At 68.8% G+C, this 18,771-nt stretch carries 11 protein-coding genes and 1 tRNA gene; 7 read left to right on the top strand and 5 right to left on the bottom strand.

The genetic code is table 11. The features are described 5' to 3' along the window. The first annotated feature begins 2 nt into the window (after positions 1-2). Positions 3-2,003, top strand: coding sequence for an acetoacetate--CoA ligase (locus BJEO58_RS03695; RefSeq protein ID WP_101587870.1), 2,001 nt, complete (start codon positions 3-5; stop codon positions 2,001-2,003). Between the two features lie 3 nt (positions 2,004-2,006). Here the strand turns inward: BJEO58_RS03695 and betC are convergent, their stop codons facing one another. After that, entirely contained in the window at positions 2,007-3,635 is a 1,629-nt protein-coding gene (gene betC, locus BJEO58_RS03700) for a choline-sulfatase (RefSeq protein WP_180951816.1), read from the bottom strand. Between the two features lie 107 nt (positions 3,636-3,742). Between betC and BJEO58_RS03705 the strand changes: the two genes are divergently transcribed. Continuing rightward, the gene (locus tag BJEO58_RS03705) at positions 3,743-4,627 is read left to right on the top strand and encodes a formylglycine-generating enzyme family protein (protein WP_246075955.1); all 885 of its coding nucleotides are present in this window, start codon (positions 3,743-3,745) and stop codon (positions 4,625-4,627) included. Between the two features lie 31 nt (positions 4,628-4,658). On the opposite strand, the gene BJEO58_RS03710 is transcribed toward BJEO58_RS03705, so the two are convergent. The 3 genes from BJEO58_RS03710 to BJEO58_RS03715 form a co-directional block, all read right to left on the bottom strand. After that, positions 4,659-6,698, bottom strand: coding sequence for a BCCT family transporter (locus BJEO58_RS03710; protein ID WP_101587873.1), 2,040 nt, complete (start codon positions 6,696-6,698; stop codon positions 4,659-4,661). A gap of 70 nt (positions 6,699-6,768) precedes the next feature. Then, entirely contained in the window at positions 6,769-6,945 is a 177-nt protein-coding gene (locus BJEO58_RS14910) for a hypothetical protein (protein ID WP_180951817.1), read from the bottom strand. A 658-nt stretch (positions 6,946-7,603) separates the two neighbouring features. Further along, positions 7,604-8,374: a DedA family protein gene (locus tag BJEO58_RS03715; protein WP_101587875.1), complete on the bottom strand. Its 771-nt coding sequence runs from the start codon at positions 8,372-8,374 to the stop codon at positions 7,604-7,606. Between the two features lie 156 nt (positions 8,375-8,530). Between BJEO58_RS03715 and BJEO58_RS03720 the strand changes: the two genes are divergently transcribed. Together BJEO58_RS03720 and BJEO58_RS03725 are read left to right on the top strand one after the other, a co-directional pair. Further along, a complete protein-coding gene (locus tag BJEO58_RS03720) occupies positions 8,531-9,676 on the top strand; it encodes an FUSC family protein (RefSeq protein ID WP_101587877.1) in 1,146 nt (381 codons plus the stop codon). Positions 9,677-9,742: 66 nt separating this feature from the next. Then, positions 9,743-9,818: transfer RNA gene (locus tag BJEO58_RS03725), tRNA-Gly, on the top strand. Positions 9,819-9,923: 105 nt separating this feature from the next. On the opposite strand, the gene BJEO58_RS03730 is transcribed toward BJEO58_RS03725, so the two are convergent. Then, positions 9,924-10,691 carry an isocitrate lyase/PEP mutase family protein gene (locus BJEO58_RS03730; RefSeq protein WP_101587879.1) on the bottom strand — a complete coding sequence of 256 codons (768 nt, stop codon included), beginning with the start codon at positions 10,689-10,691 and terminating at the stop codon, positions 9,924-9,926. A gap of 342 nt (positions 10,692-11,033) precedes the next feature. Here BJEO58_RS03730 and BJEO58_RS15305 point away from each other — a divergent pair, with 342 nt between their 5' ends. The 3 genes from BJEO58_RS15305 (at position 11,034) to BJEO58_RS03745 (ending at position 18,757) form a co-directional block, all read left to right on the top strand. Beyond that, positions 11,034-14,981 (top strand): phosphodiester glycosidase family protein, encoded by a 3,948-nt coding sequence (locus tag BJEO58_RS15305; protein ID WP_101587881.1) that lies wholly within the window; start codon positions 11,034-11,036, stop codon positions 14,979-14,981. Positions 14,982-15,151: 170 nt separating this feature from the next. Further along, positions 15,152-16,504, top strand: coding sequence for an MFS transporter (locus tag BJEO58_RS03740; RefSeq protein ID WP_219617062.1), 1,353 nt, complete (start codon positions 15,152-15,154; stop codon positions 16,502-16,504). A 303-nt stretch (positions 16,505-16,807) separates the two neighbouring features. Next, the gene (locus tag BJEO58_RS03745) at positions 16,808-18,757 is read left to right on the top strand and encodes a BCCT family transporter (protein ID WP_101587883.1); all 1,950 of its coding nucleotides are present in this window, start codon (positions 16,808-16,810) and stop codon (positions 18,755-18,757) included. Positions 18,758-18,771: the final 14 nt, after the last annotated feature.

Consider the following 18,771-nt stretch of genomic DNA (forward strand, 5'->3'; position numbering starts at 1 on the left):
CCATGTCCGATCGTGTGAAGCTCTGGGAGCCGTCCGCCGACCGCATCGACCAGTCGGAGCTCCGCCGGTACCAGCGATGGCTCGAAGCCACTCGTGGCATCACCCCTGAGACGTACAGCGGGCTTCACACCTGGAGCGTGGAGAACATCGACGCGTTCTGGGAATCGGTCTGGGAGTACTTCCAGATCGTCGGTGAGCGAGGAGACGGGCCGGTCCGCGAGGGCGACGGCATCGCGTCCACCACCTGGTTCCCCGGGGCACGGGTGAACTTCGCGGAGAACATCCTGCGCTGGGCTGGCGAGTTCGCGGACGCCGAGGCCATCGTCGGTCTCCATGAGACCTCACCGCGCACGTCGGTCACCTGGCAGGACCTCGAAGGCAGGGTCGGTGCGCTCGCCCACCACCTGCGTGCCGTGGGCGTTCGTCCCGGGGACACCGTGTGCGCAGTGCTGCCGAGCCTCCCCGAAACCGTCGTCGCTCTCCTGGCAACGGCCTCAGTCGGAGCCGTCTGGTCCGTGGTCAACACCGATTTCGGCCCACAGGGTGTGGCGGATCGCTTCGCGCAGATCGAGCCCACGGTCCTGCTCACGGTCGACGGGTACGAGTTCAACGGCACGTACAGGGATCAGCTGGAGCGCCTGCCTGAGCTCCTCGACCTTCTGCCCACCGTCGAACACCACATCCTCATCGACTCCCATATCGCTCCGGACGCGGAGATCGCCGGTGTGGACGTGCCGACCGTGAGGTACTCACGGATCGTGAGCGAGCCGCGGCGACCCGTCTTCGAATCCGTGGAGTTCTCGCATCCCCTGTGGGTCCTGTACTCGTCGGGGACGACCGGCAAGCCGAAGGGGATCGTGCACTCGCACGGCGGCATCGTGCTGGAGGCCAACAAGGCGAATGCCTTCCACTACGACATCCGTCCCGGCACACGCACGTACTTCGCCGCCTCCACGACGTGGGTGATGTGGAATCTCCTGGTTGATTCCATGATGCGCGGCGCCACGATCATCACCTACGACGGCTCTCCCGTCTTCGGAACCGCTGCCCGGCAGCTGGAGATCTGCGACGCGGAGGACGTCGAGTTCTTCGGGGCAGGAGCCGCAGTCTTCACACTCATCGAGAAGTCCGGGATCTCTCCGCAGGAGCACTACCCGCTGCGCTGCCTGCGCTCCATCTTCTCGAGTGGGTCGCCACTGCCGGATTCTGGCTGGGACTGGGTGTACGAGCAGGTGAAGTCCGACGTGCGCCTGACCTCCGACTCAGGAGGGACGGACATCGCCTCCGGGATCCTGGGGGCGAATCCCCTGGCCGACGTATACCGCGGCGAGCTGCAGAGTCCGTACCTGGGTGTTGATGCACGGACTGTCGATTCCGAGGGCGTGGCAATCAGCGACGACGTCGGTGAACTGGTCATCGCCGCCCCGCTTCCCACGATGCCGGTGAAGTTCTGGAACGACCCCGACGGAAGCAGATACCGGGGCGAGTACTTCGCTGCCTTCGACGGACTGTGGCGGCAGGGGGACTGGGCCACCCGGATCACCGACGGCGGGTGGGTCATCCACGGCAGGTCGGATTCGACCATCAACCGCGGTGGCATCCGCATGGGGTCTGCCGACATCTGCCAGGTCGTCGACGCGGTGCCGGGAGTCGCCGCGTCCATGGTGATCGGGGCAGAGCTGGAGGGCGGCGACTACTACATGCCGCTGTTCGTCGTTCCGGATCCGGGGGCTGCCGTGACCGAGCAGCAGAAGGAGACGATCGTCGCGCGGATCCGATCGCGCGTGTCCCCCCGCTATGTGCCGGATGACATCATCGAAGCGCCCGGTGTCCCGCGCACTCGGACGGGAAAGCTCATGGAGGTCCCGGTCAAGCGGATCTTCCAGGGGGCTGATCCGCACAGTGTGAATCGGACGACTGCCGAAGACTCCGCAGTCCTCGACTGGTATGTGGAGCGAGCGGCGCGATTCGCACGGAATCGGACATCGACCGGTCAGAGCTGACAGTCACCGCGACCCGTCCTTGATCTGCCCGTACTCGAGCGCGCCCCAGAAGTCCCCGCGCACGTAGCGCTGCTGGGGCTCCGGCGTGAAGTCCCACGGTCGCGACACCCCGGTTTGCAGCGCTTCGGCCACCAGCCGGCGCCGGTCCTGGCTCGCCAGGACGACCGACTCGAGGGCGCCCAGGTCGTAGCGGCCCTGCAGCTGGCTGCGCATCCGGGCCGCCACCTCGGCGTACTCCGGGTCGGCGGCCCGGTTCGTCAGCTCGTCCGGGTCCGACTCCAGGTCGAAGAGCTGATCCGGGTCACCGGGGCACAGGACGAACTTGTGCTGGCCGCGCACCAGTGTCACCTGCGGTCGGAGAGTCCCCTCGGCCAGGTACTCGATGACCACGTCACGATCGTCCGGCCCGGCCGTGCCCGCGGACTCTCGCCGCATCGACTCGAACAGCGACAGTCCGGTCCGTCCTTCGGCGACAGCCGCCTCGCGCGCGGTCGCGGCCTCGTCACGCGCCCGGCCATGGCGAGCCGAACCGCGGGCAGGTTCGTCGCCCGTCAGACTGCTGCCAGCCGGACCACCACCCGCCAGCTCCTCGAGCGTCGCCCCCAGATCCAGCAGGCTGACCGGATTCGCGAACCGGCCGCGCGGCACCAGCCCCTCCGGCCCCCACATGATCAGCGGCACCCGCGCCGACTGCTCGTACGGCGACATCTTGTACCAGAGTCCCTTCTCGCCCAGCATGTCCCCGTGATCACTGGTCACCACCACGACGGTGTTCTCCGCGAGTCCCAGCTCCTCCAGCCGCTGGCGGATCCGGCCCACGTGGTCGTCGATGTAGGCGACCGCCGCATAGTACGCGTGCCGTGCCCGGCGCACCTCGTCGATCGTCGGCTCCCGCTCGTCGAACCCGCACATCGTCCGCAGACGATGGCTGTGCGGGTCCTGCTCCGGTGCCGGCACCTGCGGATGCGCGGGGTCTGGGATCTGTCCGTCGAAGAACCGGTCCCAGTGCTCGCGCGGCGGCTCGTACGGGTCATGCGGGTGGATGAACGACGTGACCATGAGGAAGGGGTGGTCCTCACCCGCCGCCTGGTTCGCCCGCACCCGATCGTTCAGATGCCGCAGCGAGTGGAAGCCCACCTCGTCGTCGAAGTCCTGCTGGACGCTCGCCGTCGACACTCCGGCCTCGTAGACGGGATCCGCGTTGTGGAACCACTGCAGACGATCCTCCAGCGGCCGCTCCCAGTCCGGCACCATGTCCATGTCCGCCGGGTACACGTCCGTCGTGAGACGCTGCTCGAACCCGTGGTGCTGATCCGGCCCGATGAAGTGCATCCGCCCCACGAGCGCCGTGTGATACCCCCGGGCCCGCAGCCTGTGTGCGAAGGTCGGCTCCGAGGCCGCGAAGTCATCGCCGTTGTCGAAGCAGCCCAGGTCCGACGGCAGCTTCCCCGTCATCATCGATGCCCGCGACGGCGCACACAGGGGAGTGGTGCAGTACGCACGGTCGAACACCGCACCGTCTGCCGCCAGCGCGTCCATATGCGGAGTGCGCGCGGCCGCATCGCCGTACGCTCCCAGCGCCTGCGCCGCCATCTGGTCGGCCTGGATCACTACGATGTTGGGTGGCGTCATGATGCGTCACGTCCTTTCGGAAGAGTACAGACGAGGTGAGTTCTGTGGGTGCGTGCTGCGGGCCGGATCGAAGCGCGTCGGGGTCTGCGCCCGGCGGCGCGCCCGCTGTGGGGGAGACGGCCGGACCGCCTGCCGCTCTGCTGGACCGGCTGACTGCGGAGGCGGGGAGTGAGCTGCGGTTCGCCGGACTCCCCGGTGGCGCCTTCCGCATGGGCGCCGAGGACGCGCTCGCCTACCCGGAGGACGGCGAGGGTCCGATCCGCACCGCCCACGTCGCCCCCTTCGCGCTTGCGACGACGACGGTGACCGTCGCCCAGTTCGCGGCCTTCGTGGCGGACACCGGCCATCGCACCGACGCCGAGGTCCACGGCACCTCGCTCGTCTTCACCGGCCTCCTGCCCGCCGAGGTCCGGGCCGCCTCCCGCACTGTCGCCGCCACCCCGTGGTGGCAGGAGGTGCTCGGGGCGGCCTGGTTCCAGCCGGAGGGTCCCGGCTCGAGCGTGCTCGCCCACGGGGCCTCGGGCGCGGCCCGTGCCGACCACCCTGTCACCCACGTCTCGCAGCGCGACGCGCTCGCCTACGCGGGGTGGGTGGGCGCCCGCCTGCCGACGGAGACCGAATGGGAGTACGCGGCCCGGGGCGGCCTCGACCAGCAGCCCTACCCGTGGGGCGCGGAACGCGAACCCGGCGGGCAGATCCGCATGAACACCTTCCCGGGGCAGTTCCCGGACGGCCCCACGGGGCACGTCGGAACGGTGGCTGCCGACGCGTTCGCGGCCAACGGCTTCGGCCTCCACAACACGACGGGCAACGTGTGGGAGTGGACGGTGAGCACCGTCAGCGAGGACGACCCGCGGCCGGTCGTGCGCGGCGGGTCCTTCCTGTGCCACGCGTCCTACTGCCGGCGCTACCGGACGTCGGCCCGCACCGCGGTCACCGCGGACAGCTCGCTGGCGCACACGGGGTTCCGGCTCGCGGTGACGACGAGCTGAGCCGAGCAGCAGCGGACCGCGCATCGCCGGTTCACCGCCCCGCGTCCTCGGCGGGTTCCGGGTCGTCCGAGGAGGCGGGGTCCGAAGAGCTCGTCGCCGATGCGCCCTCGTCCGGCGGCGTCCAGCCGTCGGCCCACTCGCCGGTCGTGTAGTCGTAGCCGACCGGCGTGCCGTCCTCATCGGTGCGCTGGTACCAGCCGGTGTAGTCCTCGTTCTCCGAATCGACGGCCGCACCCGCGCCCAGGCCGGGTTCGGTCTCGATGACCTGCAGGGCGAAGTCGTCGCCGTACCGGTCCACGCCGTCGACCACCGCATTGCTCATGACGGTCTGCGCGTACGTGTGGCGGAGGGTGTGCGGGTCCGTGCGCAGGTCGCGGAGCCAGGCGATGATCGCCAGCAGCATGATGAGCGCGAAGGGCACCGCTGTGACGATGACCAGCTGCTGCAGGCCCTGCAGTGCGGTCGCGTCGCCCAGCAGCAGCATGACGACGGCGATGCCGGACATCACGAGTCCCCAGAAGACCACGATCCAGCGACGCGGCGCCTGGTCGCCCCGGGAGGTGAGCATGCCCATGACGACGGACGCGGAGTCCGCGGACGTGATGAAGAAGATCGACAGCACGGCGATGCTCACCACGGACAGCCAGCCCATGTTGGGGAGGTTGTCGAGCATGGTGAAGAAGACTTCGGGCGCCGCCATCTCGCTGCCGAAGCCCTCCGCGCCGTTCGTGTACATCCAGATCGACGTGCCGCCCATGATGCCGTAGGCGACGAACAGCAGAGTCGACGGGATGAAGATCGTGCCCAGCAGGAACTGGCGGATCGTGCGGCCGCGGGAGATGCGGGCGATGAAGATGCCCACGAACGGCGACCAGGAGATCCACCACGCCCAGTAGTAGACGGTCCAGGCCGACTGGAAGGCGACGGTCTCCTCGCCCCACGACAGGGAACGGCCCAGCATGTCGAACATCGACCCCAGGTACTCCATGATCCCCGACGGCAGGAGGTTGAGGAGGAACAGCGTGGGGCCGACGAACAGCACGATGCCGACGATGCCCACGGTCAGCACGATATTGATGCTGGAGAGGTATCGGATGCCGCGGGAGACGCCGGAGACCGCGGAGATGACGAAGCCGATCGTGAGGACCAGGATGAGCAGGACGGTCATGTTGTTCGTGAGCGGACCGGCGCCGGACACCAGGCTCACGCCGGTGCCGATCTGCATCGCGGCGATGCCCAGCGCTGCGGCGGTTCCGAACAGTGTCGCGATGATCGCGAAGATGTCGACGAGCTTGCCGGCGAACCCGTCCGTGTGGCGGTCGCCGAACAGCGCGCGGAAGATGGAGGACATGAGGAGGGCGCGGCCTCGGCGATACGCGGCGTAGGCGACTGCGCCGCCCACCAGCGCGTACATCGCCCACGCGTGGAAGCCCCAGTGCAGGTACGTCTGTGCCATCGCGTGGTGGAGGGCCTGCGTCGACTCCGCCTCGTTCGTGAGCGGGGGAGGGGAGACGAAGTACGTGAGAGGCTCCGAGGGGCCGAAGAACAGGACGCCGATCCCGATTCCGGCGGCGAAGAGCATCGCGACCCAGGCGAACGTGGAGAACTCCGGCTTCTCGCCGTCCGTGCCCAGCACGATCTTTCCGTACGGGGACAGCGCGATGCCGATCATCGCGACGAGGATGATGATCGCGACGAGGTTGAACAGCCAGCCCAGGTTCGTCGTCGCCCACGTATAGGCGGCGCCGGACACCACGCCCACGCTCTCAGGGTCCGTGACTCCCCAGATGACGAACGCGACGGTGAGGGCGCCGGCGATCGCGAAGACGGTCTTGCCGAGTGTGTAGGTGCGGCGCTGCTCGTCGATCGAGATCCCGGGGACCAGCGCCGGATGTATGTCGTGCGGATAGTCGTTGTGCGGGTAGCGGGGGCGCCGGTAGTCGAAGCGTCCCAGCTGTTCGCCCGCACGACGACTGGCGCGCCTGGCATCGTCCGTGATGCGACGGGGAGCGGTGCTGCGTGCGGGGGAGGTGGACGTGTCGTCGTTCGTCGACTGCTGATCGTCAGCCATGGCTGATGCAGCTCCTGTCGGTTGTGCGCGGGAGGTGATCTGAGCGGATGCGGAGGAGTCGGGCGAGCTCTCAGGGCTCGCTGCCGCACCAGCCGATGGCGGCCGTCGTCCAGGAGTCGTTCGCGTATCCGATGGACGGGCGAGGCGCGATGATCGCGGAATGCCGGCTGAGTGCGGACGCACGTCTGCCGAGGAGCTGTGCCCGTGTCCTGCACAGGCGTCCTGCGGGTGCATCCGTACCGTGCATACGGAGGATGCTACCGGCGAATTCTCAGGGAGCAAGGGCCCGGGGCAGAACGAGGCAAGGTGGGTTGACGTGGATCCAGCTCACTCTCGGCTCGGTCTGCGATAGTGGCATCGCACATCGCACATCGCACATCGCACGCCACGACGAATGAGGTCGGACATGGGAATCCTGGGCAGACTCATCAGGGGCAGAGTTGCTGGTTCGGCTATACGCGCCGTCCGCCGCGAGGCCTCCAAGCCGCAGAATCAAGAGAAGGCTCGCCGTCTGATGGCCAAGCTGCGCCGACGCTGAGGCGCCGGGGGCCGGTGCCCCACCATCTGGTCGCCTCCGGCAGTCAGGGGTTGGGGGCCGGGAATCGGCGGCCAGGCACCGTTCAGGTATCCGACGGGTCCACCCGGGGCGAGAGGTGACCCGAGGCGAGAGCTGAGCCGAAGCGAGAGCTGACCGGTCACGTGAGCACAGAAAATCGAAGATTCGTGTGCCCGCGCGACCGGTCAGTTGTGCCGGCGTCAGGTGTGCCGGCGTCAGGTGTGCCCGCGCGACCGGTCAGTGAGGGGCCCTGCGACGAGTGGCCCAGACTGTCTGCCGGACGTGACGTCTCTGCCGAACGCGAGCTCACCCGTCACCCGTCCTTCTGAACTCACCCGTCCTTCCGCTCTCAGCCCGCCTTCTGCTGCCTGCGCCACTCCTTGGCGAACGTCCACACGAAGATGCCGACGATGATCGCGAGCGTCAGCCAGAGCGCGTACTTGTCGATGACTCCGAGCACGTCGACGGCGGCCTCGCCCAGCTGGTAGCCCAGCGCCGTCCAGATGAGAGTGAAGAGGAGACAGCCCAGCAGGTCTGCGATGAGGAAGGGCGCCAGGCGCATACGGGTCCACCCGGCGACCAGGTAGACGAGTGTGCCGGGAATGCCGGGACAGCGGGCGATGACGGTCATGAGGAAGAGTGCCCAGCCGGGGATCCGCTTGAGCTTCTCGACGCGTTTGCGCTGGCGTTCGTTCTGCGCGAAGAGTCGCAGGATCCCGTCACCCCACCGGCGGCCGGCCAGCCAGAACGCCCAGTCGAGCTTCGCCATGCCGACGAACCCTGCGAAGACGACCAGCCACAGCGGGATCTCGCCCACGCGCGCGTACGCGGCGCCCGCGACGATCGCCGTCTTCGCGCCGTTGATGAACTCCTGCAGCACGGGAGCGTTGACGAGCATCCACGGCCGGAAGGGCATGAGCCCCAGATAGATGAAGGGGACGCCGATGATGAGCACGAGGAGGATCTTGTCCAGCCGCGCTGCCTTCCCCTCCCACGGCGTGATCGCGGCCCAGGGGTTCTCCTCCTCGGAGGGGGACGTCTCAGCTGAGGCAGTCTCCGCTTCAGAGGCAGTCTCCGCTTCGGAGGCGGTCTCCTCGTCGGACGGACGATGGTCGCTCATGGAGAGGCTCCTGCACGGGGCGCGTAGGGGTGGTGCTGCACGGATGGCGGTGACCACAGTACCGGAGCACGTGCGCGGGAGCCCGTGGATCGGAGCACACTCATCAAGCAGCCTTGCGATAGGTTGGTGACCCAGTGACCAGGTGAGGAGCCGCGAGTGAGCGCGCGACCCCGTGACGAGACGGCAGACAGTGGAACGCGGCAGTTCGGCGCGCGGCTCAGACGCGCGGTGGCACGCCCCGAGTTCACGACGGACGTGCTGCAGATCGTCAAGACCGTTGTCGCGGCAACGGCTGCCTGGTGGCTGGCGGTGGCCGTGCTGGGGACGTCCATGCCGTTCCTCGCCCCGTGGGTCGCGCTGCTGACCGTCTACCCCACGGTCTACCAATCGCTGCTGCGCGGCGCGCAGACGACTGTCGCGTCCTGGGCGGGTGTGGGGGTGTCATTCCTGATCGGGCAGTATCTGGGGGTCGACGTGTGGACCTTCGCCCTGGCGATCCTCATCGGCATGGCCGCCTCGCGGATCCCCGGCATTCGGAACGAGGGCGTGGCGATCGCGACGACCGCGGTCTTCGTGCTGAGCGATGGGTTCACGGAGCAGCAGCCGGTGCTGATCGACCGCATCACCGAGGTGGCGCTCGGCGCGGCCGTCGGCCTGATCGTCAACCTCATCCTGATCCCGCCCCTGCGTGATCAGCAGGCGGCCCGCTACGTCGACCACATCAATCGGCGCATGGGCACGGTGTTCGTCACCATGGCGGATGAGCTCGAATCGTCCTGGACCACGGACCACGTCGACGAGTGGAGTCGCGAGATCGAAGCGATGGGTGAGGACCTGCGCTCAGCGTGGCAGTCTGTGCGCACGGCGCATGAGAGCCGTCGCGCCAATCCGCGCCAGCGCCGGCGGAGGATGGGGGCGCAGCGGGCCGAGGAGCAGGCGGACTACGCCGAGATCCTCCAACGCGTGGATGAGGGGATCTCGCATCAGCGGCACCTGGTGCGCACGCTGCGCGAGGCCGCCTACGCGCCGGGTGAGTGGGATACGCGCTTCCGCGAGCGATGGGTGACCATCATGCGGGACACCGGTCACGCGATCGCGGACCCGGATCGCGAGGTCGAACCCATCGACGCCCGGCTGGTGCAGCTGTCTGCCGATCTGTCCGACGATGCGGATCTTCCGACGCAGTCGTGGCCCCTGTACGGCGCGCTCATCACCAGCCTGCGCCACGTCGCCCGTGTGGTCGACGACGTCGCCTCAGCGCGCGAGGCGCGAGAGGCGGGTGCGAGCGGTCCGCAGAGCTGACGCGCGCAGACACGACGGGACCGGGGCGCGCGTCCCCGCGGGGAGCGGGTATAGTGATCCTCGTTCGCGGACGTAGCTCAGCTGGTAGAGCATCTGCTTCCCAAGCAGAAGGTCGCGGGTTCGAACCCCGTCGTCCGCTCCATTCCTCGCAGACGGCGTGTGCCCCGGATCCGCAGATCCGGGGCACACGCCGTTTCGCAGACTGGACTCCCCGATCCGCGTGGCCGGGTGTCCACGTGACCGGGTGTCAGTCCTTCCACGCTCTGAGCTGCTGAGTGCTGACCTCCGCAAGGGCGGCCTGCCACAGCGGGCCGAACGACACCCGACGCACGCCGATCGCGCGCAGCTGCTCGAGGCTGCCGGCCTTCGCTCCGTTCACGGGGTGGGCGGTGACATTGACCGGAACACCCACTGCACCGACGACGGCCTTCGCCGCATCACTGTCCGGCAGGCCCACGGGGTAGACGCTGCGGGCTCCCGCCTTCTCCAGCATCGCGACGCGGGCGACGGCCTCGGCCAGCGGATCCTCGAACAGAGCGGTGCCGTGGATCAGCGCATCGGTGCGGCCGTTGACGACGAGGTCGACCCCGGCGGCATCGGCGGCCTCCCGCGCGCCTGCGATGTAGTCGGCGTGCTCGGCGCGCTCACGCAGCCGCCCGTTCTCACGCCGGACGGTGTCCTCCACGTTGATGCCGACCGCACCGGCGTCCAGCACCTGCTCCACCAGCGCCTCAGGTGTGAGTCCGTATCCGGATTCGACGTCGACGCTGACGGGGACCTCCACGGAGGCGACGATGCGGCGCGTGGCCTCCATGTAGTCGGCGAAGTCCATCGCCTCGCCGTCGCCCGGCCCCAGCGCGTCGCCCACCGGGTGACTGCCGATCGTCAGGCCCGGGAATCCCGCGGACTCGGCCAACCGCGCCGACCACGCATCCCACACCGTGGGGAGCACGAGCAGATCTCCCGATTCATGCGCCTCGGCGAACGTGCGGGCGGTGTCCTTGATGTCTGCCATACCTGCCTCCATCGGTGTGAGCGCACGAACCGTTTCGTGCGTCGTGCCCCCTACGGTATGCGGCTGCGGTATGCGGGCGCGCCTCCACGGTCGTGCCCGCTCCCCACCACCGCCGCTGCTCGCGCGCTTCGTGGAATGCGGCCGACCGTGCGTGGTCCGCGGGGGTGTGAGACCTGCGGTTCCGCCACCAGGCATCCGTCCTCGATGCTGCGGACACGTCCCCTTCGGTCAGGGTTCACCCAGGGTTACCCGGCGTTCGCACAACTGCTGATCAGGGATGACACAGTCTCCGAGGTGGTTCCCGCCACCCTCAGCCTGCACACGACGTCCTGGAAAGAGAACATGTCACCCTCACCCACACGCTCACTCCTCACGACGGTGGCCCTGGCGACCGCGCTCGTGGCGCCGGGAGCTGTGCTCGTCCCGGGACTGCCCGGGACCTCGGCGCCGGCACAGGCCGCCCCCACGGACGGTCAGCTGGGCGCGGACGGCTCCGTCCTCCGCTCCTCGGAGACCAGCCGCGTGGCCCCCGGCCTCGAACTGACGAACTTCTCCCGCATGGAGGACGGCGGCTGGAACAACGGCAATGTGCTGACCGCGGACCTCACGGAGGACAGCCTCTCCGTCGACGTCGCGGACACCGGCGTCGTGGCCGGCAGCGCCACGACCAGTGAAGTGATGGCCTCCGGCGAGCACGGCGGTCAAGCCGTCGCCGCCGTGAACGGCACGTTCTTCGACATCAACTACTCCGACGCCCCCATCTACAGCTCCGTGGCCCAGGGCGAGCTGCGCGTCGGCACGCAGACGCCCATGCCCAGCCTCACGATCGCCGGCCAGCAGGCGGCGGTGCAGATGCTGTCCGCGGCCGGCACGCTCACCGCGGACGGCGAGCAGCACGAGCTGGGCGGGCTCAACAACCCGCGGCTGTCCGACGACACGATCGGGGTATACACCGCCGCATGGGGCGACTACTCGCTGGATCGGCCCGTGGGCGGACCGGACGCGCTCGCTTCTGACATCGCCCGCGTGACCGTCGTCGATGGGGAAGTCGTCGACGCATCGGGCCTCGTCGAGGAAGCGGGCGACCCCGCGGTTCCCGAAGGCGGCCAGGTGCTGCTGGGCCGCGAGGACGGCGCGCTCGCCCTGGCGGAGCTGGACGTGGGCGACGAGGTCGACGTGGAGATCGGTCCCTCCCAGGACGTCGATGCCGCGATCGCGGGCAGCAACCAGATCCTCACCGACGGCGAGGTGCCGGACATGAGCGGCAGCCTCGCCACCGGTGTCCACCCCCGCACCGCAGTCGGCATGAGCAAAGACGGCTCGGAGCTGTTCGTCACCACGATCGACGGCCGCAGCGGCGCCTCCCGCGGGATGACCCTTCCGGAGATGGGCGAGTTCTTCCAGGACCTGGGCGCGCACAACGCGGTGAACCTGGACGGCGGCGGGTCCACGACGATGGTCGCCCGCCCCGCCGGCGCCAATGCACCCACCGTGCAGAACTCGCCGTCCGACGGTAACCAGCGGACCGTCGCCAACGCACTCGTCTTCTACTCCGACGCGCCGGCCGAACAGCTGAGCGACGTCCAGCTGGAGACCGCATTGGAGGGTGAGGACACCGTGCTGCGCGGCATGCACCGCACGTTCGACGGGACCGGGCTGGGGGAGAACCTCGACCCGATCGAGGTGTCCGGCACCTACGAGGCCGACGGCGGGCTCACCCTCGCCGAGGCCGACGGCTCCTCCGCAGCCGTCCGCGGTGACGAGACCGGCACGTCCCGCGTGTCCTACTCCGCAGAGGGCCATACCGCGCGGAAGGACCTGCGCGTGCTGGGCGAGGCGATCGGCCTGCGCACCAGCTCCCGTGCCCTCAACCTCGCAGAGGTCGGTGAGACCGCAGAGCTCACGGTCGACGGCTTCGATTCCGACGGCCGCTCCGCCCGAATCGAATCCCGCGACCTGGAGGTCGAGGCGAGCGACGGCATCGACGTGAGCGTCGACGCGCTCGGGAACTACGTCGTCACCGCGACGGATGAGACTGCAGGCGGCACGGTGACGTTCCGCGCGGGCGACGCGACGACCTCGGTCGCGGTCACCGTCGGCACGGAGGTGACGGATGTCGTGGACTTCGGTGACCTCGGCGCGTTCTCCGACGGCACAGCGCGCGCCACCGGGTCGTTCTCTGCGGGCGAACCGACTGAGGACGGGCAGCCGTCCATCGCGATGGAGTACGACTTCTCCCAGTCGTCGGCCACTCGCGGCTACTACCTCATCAGCAACGAGCCCGCTCAGGTCGACGGCAACACGCTGGCCTTCGAGATGATGGTCCGCGGCGACGGGACGGGCGCCTGGCCGCGCCTGCAGGTGCGCGGCGCGGACGGTGTCGTCACGAACCTGGACGGCGACCACCTCGACTTCGAGGGCTGGCAGAAGGTCCGCTTCGAGGTGCCGACGGGGCTCGCGCAGCCGCTGACCTTCGAACGGATCCGCATCATGGAGACCCGGCCGGGCGAGCAGTACTCGGGTGACATCGCCGTGGCGGGGCTGCAGGCCGTCTCCACGCCCGAGGCCGCACCCTCCGAGGAGACGCCGGTGCACGACCCGGCCCTGCTGGCCACCGGCAGCGTCGCGGATCGGCCGCAGAACATCGCGGTCATGAGCGACGCCCAGTTCGTGGCGGCGAACCCGGACAGCGAGGCGGTCGACGGTGCGCGGAGGACGCTGCGCGAGATCCAGGAGGCCGGACCGGACATGCTCGTCATCAACGGCGACTTCGTCGACGAGGCGTCTGCGGAGGACTTCGCGCTCGCCCAGCGGATCCTCGACGAGGAGTGGACCGAGGACATCCCCTACGTCTACGTGCCCGGCAACCACGAGGTGATGGGCGGGGAGATCTCGAACTTCGAGGACGCGTTCGGGCAGACCGCGACGGACCGCTCACTGGGACGGACGAAGGCGATCACGCTGAACACCGCATCCGGCTCGCTGCGCGACGGAGACACGGATCAGCTGCAGATGCTCGAAGAGGCGCTCGAGGAGGTGGGGGAGAGCGATCACCTCACCGGTGCCGCCGTGTTCTTCCACCACCCGCCGCAGGATCCGCTGCCGTCGAAGTCCAGCCAGCTCTCGGACCGTCGCGAGGCGGAGGAGCTCGAGGAGCTGCTGGGCGACTTCCGCGAGGACAGCGGCAAGTCCGCCGCTGTCGTGAATGGGCACGTGGGCGTCTTCCACGGCTCCGCGGTCGACGGGGTCAGCTACATGATCACCGGCAACTCCGGCAAGAACCCGTCGGGGACGGCTGCGAACGGTGGGTTCACCGGGTGGACGATGCTGGGTGTGGACCCGGGCCTCGGCGCCGTGGGCGGCAATCCCTCGACGACGGACCGTGTCGCGTGGCTGGCTGCGGAGACGCGTCCGTGGGTCGACGAGATCAGCGTCGATGCGCCGGAGGCGATGAACCCGGGCCAGACCGCCGAGGTCTCTGCTGAGTTCACACAGGACGACCGCACCGTGCCCGTGGGCTGGCCGGTCACCTCGCAGTGGGGTGGCGATGGAGTCATCGTGGATGGTGGCGACCAGGCAGTGGGCGGATCATCCGCAGCGGCTGTCGCGCGGGATGCGCAGGCTGGTGGTGCTGAGGGTGATCCCGCCGCGGGGGCCGCAGCCGGCGGTGCCGAGGCGCTCGAGGCGGGCGCCGACGTCGTCCGCGTGAACCCGCGCACCGGAGAGATCACCGCGGTGCAGCCGGGAACGGCGACCGTGAGCGTCACGGTGAACGGGCAGACGGCGGAGACCACCGTCGTCGTGGCCGGCGATGAGGAGCCCGGGCCTGACCCGACAGGCGACCCGACGGGTGAGCCGACGGGTGACCCGACGGGTGGCCCCACGGGAGAGCCGACAGATGAGCCCACGGGCGACCCGACCCAGGAGCCGACGAGTGATCCCACGAGCGATCCCACGGGAGAGCCCACGGGTGAGCCCACGGGCGACCCGACCCAGGAGCCGACGAGCGATCCCACGGGCGATCCGACGGGCGAGCCGACCGGCGATCCGACGGGCGAGCCCACCGAACCGGGCAGCCCGGAGCCGACGGACTCCGAATCCCCGGACGCCCCGCGTCCCGACGAGTCGGACGACCCGCGCGACGGGTCCGATGACGACGAGAACGCGGACCGCGGGGACGACGGCACCCTGCCTCGCACGGGCACACAGGTGGGTCTCGCCCTCGCGCTGGGCAGCATTCTCATCGTGGCGGGCCTCGTGGTGACGAGGCTGGCGCGCAGGGAGGTCTGACCCTTCGTCCCACCGCACGTGACGTCGGTGCAGTGGCCCCGGAAGCGCGGGAACTCCGCGCATCCGGGGCCGCTCCCCGTCTCACCAAGAGAACATGCTGGTGATTCTTAACGCTCCCTGAGAGAATTCCCGGGCGCCGACCGCACCCGGCGATCACCAGAGGAGACTCCATGACTGCGATGACTGCAGGTTCCCCCGAACCCGCATCCACTCCCGCGACCGCCCGGCCGGGCGCGCCCACCTCCCCGAAGGAGATGCGACGCGTCGCAGGGGCCAGCGCCATCGGCACCGGCATCGAACTCTATGACTTCCTGATCTTCGGCCTCGCCGCGGGCCTCGTGTTCCCGCAGCTGTTCTTCCCGGAGTCGGACCCCCTCATCGGTTCACTCCTGTCGTTCATGACGTTCGGTGCGGGCTTCCTGTCCCGGCCGCTGGGCGGCATCGTGTTCGGCCACTTCGGCGACCGGTTCTCGCGCAAGACGATGCTCGTCATCTCGCTGGTCGCCACGGGCGCCTGCACGGTCGCGATGGGTCTGCTCCCCACCTATGCCGCGGTCGGCGTCCTCGCGCCGATCCTGCTCGTCGCACTGCGCGTGCTGCAGGGCTTCTTCATGGGTGGTGAACAGTCCGGCGCGTTCCTCATGGTCACCGAGCACGCACCGCGCGGCCGCAAGTCGTTCTTCGGCGCCTTCGTCACCGCAGGCTCGCCCATCGGCAGCATCCTGGGCATCGGCGTCTTCAACATCGTGGCCGTCGCCACCGGCCCCGCCTTCACCGACTGGGGCTGGCGCGTGCCGTTCCTCGCCTCCGCCGTCCTCATCGCCGTCGGCATCTACGTGCGCCTGGGGATCTCGGAGAGCCCCGTCTTCAAGACGATGGCCGACGGCCCCCAGGTGTCGCGCCTGCCGCTGGCGGGAGTGATCGCCACGGCGATGCCGCTGATCATCGGCGGCGTGCTGGTGAATCTGGGCTTCAACCTCTTCATCTTCATCATCAACTCGTTCAGCATGTCCTACGGCACGGAGCAGCTGGGGATGGACCGCAGCGTCATCCTGCTGAGCGGCATGGCCGGATCCGTGGGCATGCTCATCGCCGTGTTCGTAGCCGGTTGGCTGGCGGACAAGTACGGACTGCTGCGCATCATGATGGCCGGTGCCGTCTTCCAGATCCTCTGGGCGTTCCCCTACTTCTGGCTCTTCGACAGCCGCAGCGTCGGCCTCATCTACCTCGCGGTGATCGTCGCCTACATCGGTCTGAGCTTCGTGTTCGGACCCATGGCCGCCTTCTACGTGAGTCTCTTCAAGCCCGAGTACCGCTACTCCGGCGTCGCCCTCTCGTACAACCTGGGTGCCGTGCTGGGCGGCGGACTCTCCCCGACGATCGCGACGGCGCTGCTGGGCACCTTCGACGGCAGCGCCGGCATCTCCCTCTACATCGCGATCGGCGGCGCACTGTCCGCGATCGGCCTGCTCATCACCGCCAAGCAGGTGCAGAGGTCCTCGACCGCCACACTGGGTGACTGACGCAGGGGCCGCACCTCCTCGTCACACGAACACCGCCGCCGAGGCCGCAGCTGGGACCCAGCAGCGGCCTCGGCGGCGGTGTTCGTCGTGTGCAGCCGCGTCTGCGTGCGGTCGGTGAGGCGGAGCGCGGAACGGCGGGACCCCGCAGGGCAGGCCCGTGATCTGCGACACTGCTGAGCGGTGATGTGCAACACTGTCTGGATGTCGCAGTTCAGCTGCGCAGACGCCGAGTGATCTGCGCAGACGCCGATGACGCCGCGGTGTGGGACCATGCCCGGCCAGTTCTGATGAAAGCAGAGGACCATGACAGCCGACGCGAAGCTCCCGGGCACCACGGATGAGGCGGCGGAGGCCGAGCTGTCCGCCCGCTCGGCGATCCTCAGACCGGTCTTCATCCCGGCTGCGATCGTGATCGTCTCCCTGATCGCGCTCGTCCTGCTCTTCCGCGAGCAGACGGAGGAACTCACCGCCGTGCTCAACGAGGCGATCACCGACGGCGTGGGCTGGTGGTACGTCATCGCCGTCAACGTCTTCCTGGTGTTCGTGCTGTTCTGCGCGTTCACCAAGATCGGTCGGATCCGCCTGGGGCGCGACGACGAGCGCCCGGAGTTCAGCGTGATCTCCTGGTTCATGATGCTCTTCAGCGCCGGGATGGGCATCGGTCTGGTGTTCTTCGGCGTCGCAGAGCCGCTCAGCAACTACGTGCTGCCTCCGGAAGCGCATGAGAACGCTCCGATGTCCATCGGAGCAGCGCAGGACTCCGTGGGTCTCATGATGCTGCAGTGGGGGCTTCACCCCTGGGGGATCTACGCGGTGGTGGGCCTGGGCATCGCCTACATGTCGTTCCGCCGCGGCCGTCCTCTGGCCGTGCGGTGGCTGCTCGAGCCGCTGATCGGTCGCAAGCGCGTCGAGGGATGGATGGGCCACACCATCGACGCCGTGGCGATCGTCGGGACGCTGTTCGGCATCGCGACGTCGTTCGGCTTCGGCGTCACCCAGATCATGGCCGGGCTGGAATTCCTGGGGATCGCGGAGAGCTCTTCGGGTCTGATCGTCGGCGTGATCGCCGTCGTCACGGCCGTGGCGCTCTGGTCGGTGCTCTCCGGTGTGCACAAGGGACTGAAGTGGCTGTCGAACTTCAACATGTCGTTGGCGGCGCTGCTGGCGCTGGTGGTCTTCCTCATCGGGCCGACGATCTTCCTGCTGCAGGCGATTCCGCTCAATGCAGGTTCGTACCTGAGCCAGCTGCCGATCAACGCGCTGCACACCGGTGCCTGGTCGACGGACGGCTGGGAGGCCGCATGGACGATCGGCTACTGGGGCTGGTGGACGAGCTGGGCACCCTTCGTCGGCATGTTCATCGCGCGCATCTCGCGTGGCCGCACCATCCGTGAGTTCGTGCTGGGAGTGCTCATCGCCCCCACGGCAGCGAGCCTCGTCTGGTTCACGATCTTCGGATCCGGCTCGATGTTCTACGCGAACGCCGGTCAGCTCGATGTCAGTGAGGGAGTCGACAGCACAGCGTCGCTGTTCCAGTTCTTCGACCTGTTCCCCATCGGCGCGGTCCTCAGTGTCGTCGCGATCATCGTCGTGGTGTTCTTCTTCGTCACGTCGTCGGACTCCGGATCGCTCGTCATCGACATGCTCGCCTGCGGCGGCAAGGTCGAGACGCCGAAGTCCACCCGCGTGTTCTGGGCGATCCTCGAAGGCGCCGTCGCGGCAGTCCTGCTGGTGGTCGGGGGCGATGCGGCCCTCACCGCGCTGCAGACGGTCGCCGTGTCCACCGCGGCGCCCTTCTCCGTCATCCTCGTCCTGGCCTGTGTCGCGCTGTACCGGGCGTTCCGTCACGACGTGGCGACGATGCCGGAGCACATCCAGGTGCTCACGCCTGCTGAGTCCGAGGAGTCTGCGGAACCGCTGTCTGCACGGTTCCGCCGCGAGGTGCACGGTCTGCGCGGGGTCTCTGCATCGTTGGGCGGGCTTCCGCGGAACCGTGAAGGCCAGGAGAGCACGGTCGATCCCGACATCGTCTCGTATCGTCCCGTGCCGTCGAACATGCTCGAGTTCGATCCCGCTACCGGACGACCAGTGCTCGCGGACAGCGGACCCGACCCGTTGGGAGGCGAAGTCTTCGACACGGAGGAGTTCCAGACCTCGCAGGAGTACGTCGACATGGGAGGAGCGGTCGACCAGGCATCAGAGAAGGGTTCCGGTGAGTCGCCGGATGAGCCGCCCGATCCCGCCAGGCCGTGATGTGCTGACCAGCC

The organism is Brevibacterium jeotgali (assembly GCF_900169175.1).
Classification (GTDB): domain Bacteria; phylum Actinomycetota; class Actinomycetes; order Actinomycetales; family Brevibacteriaceae; genus Brevibacterium; species Brevibacterium jeotgali.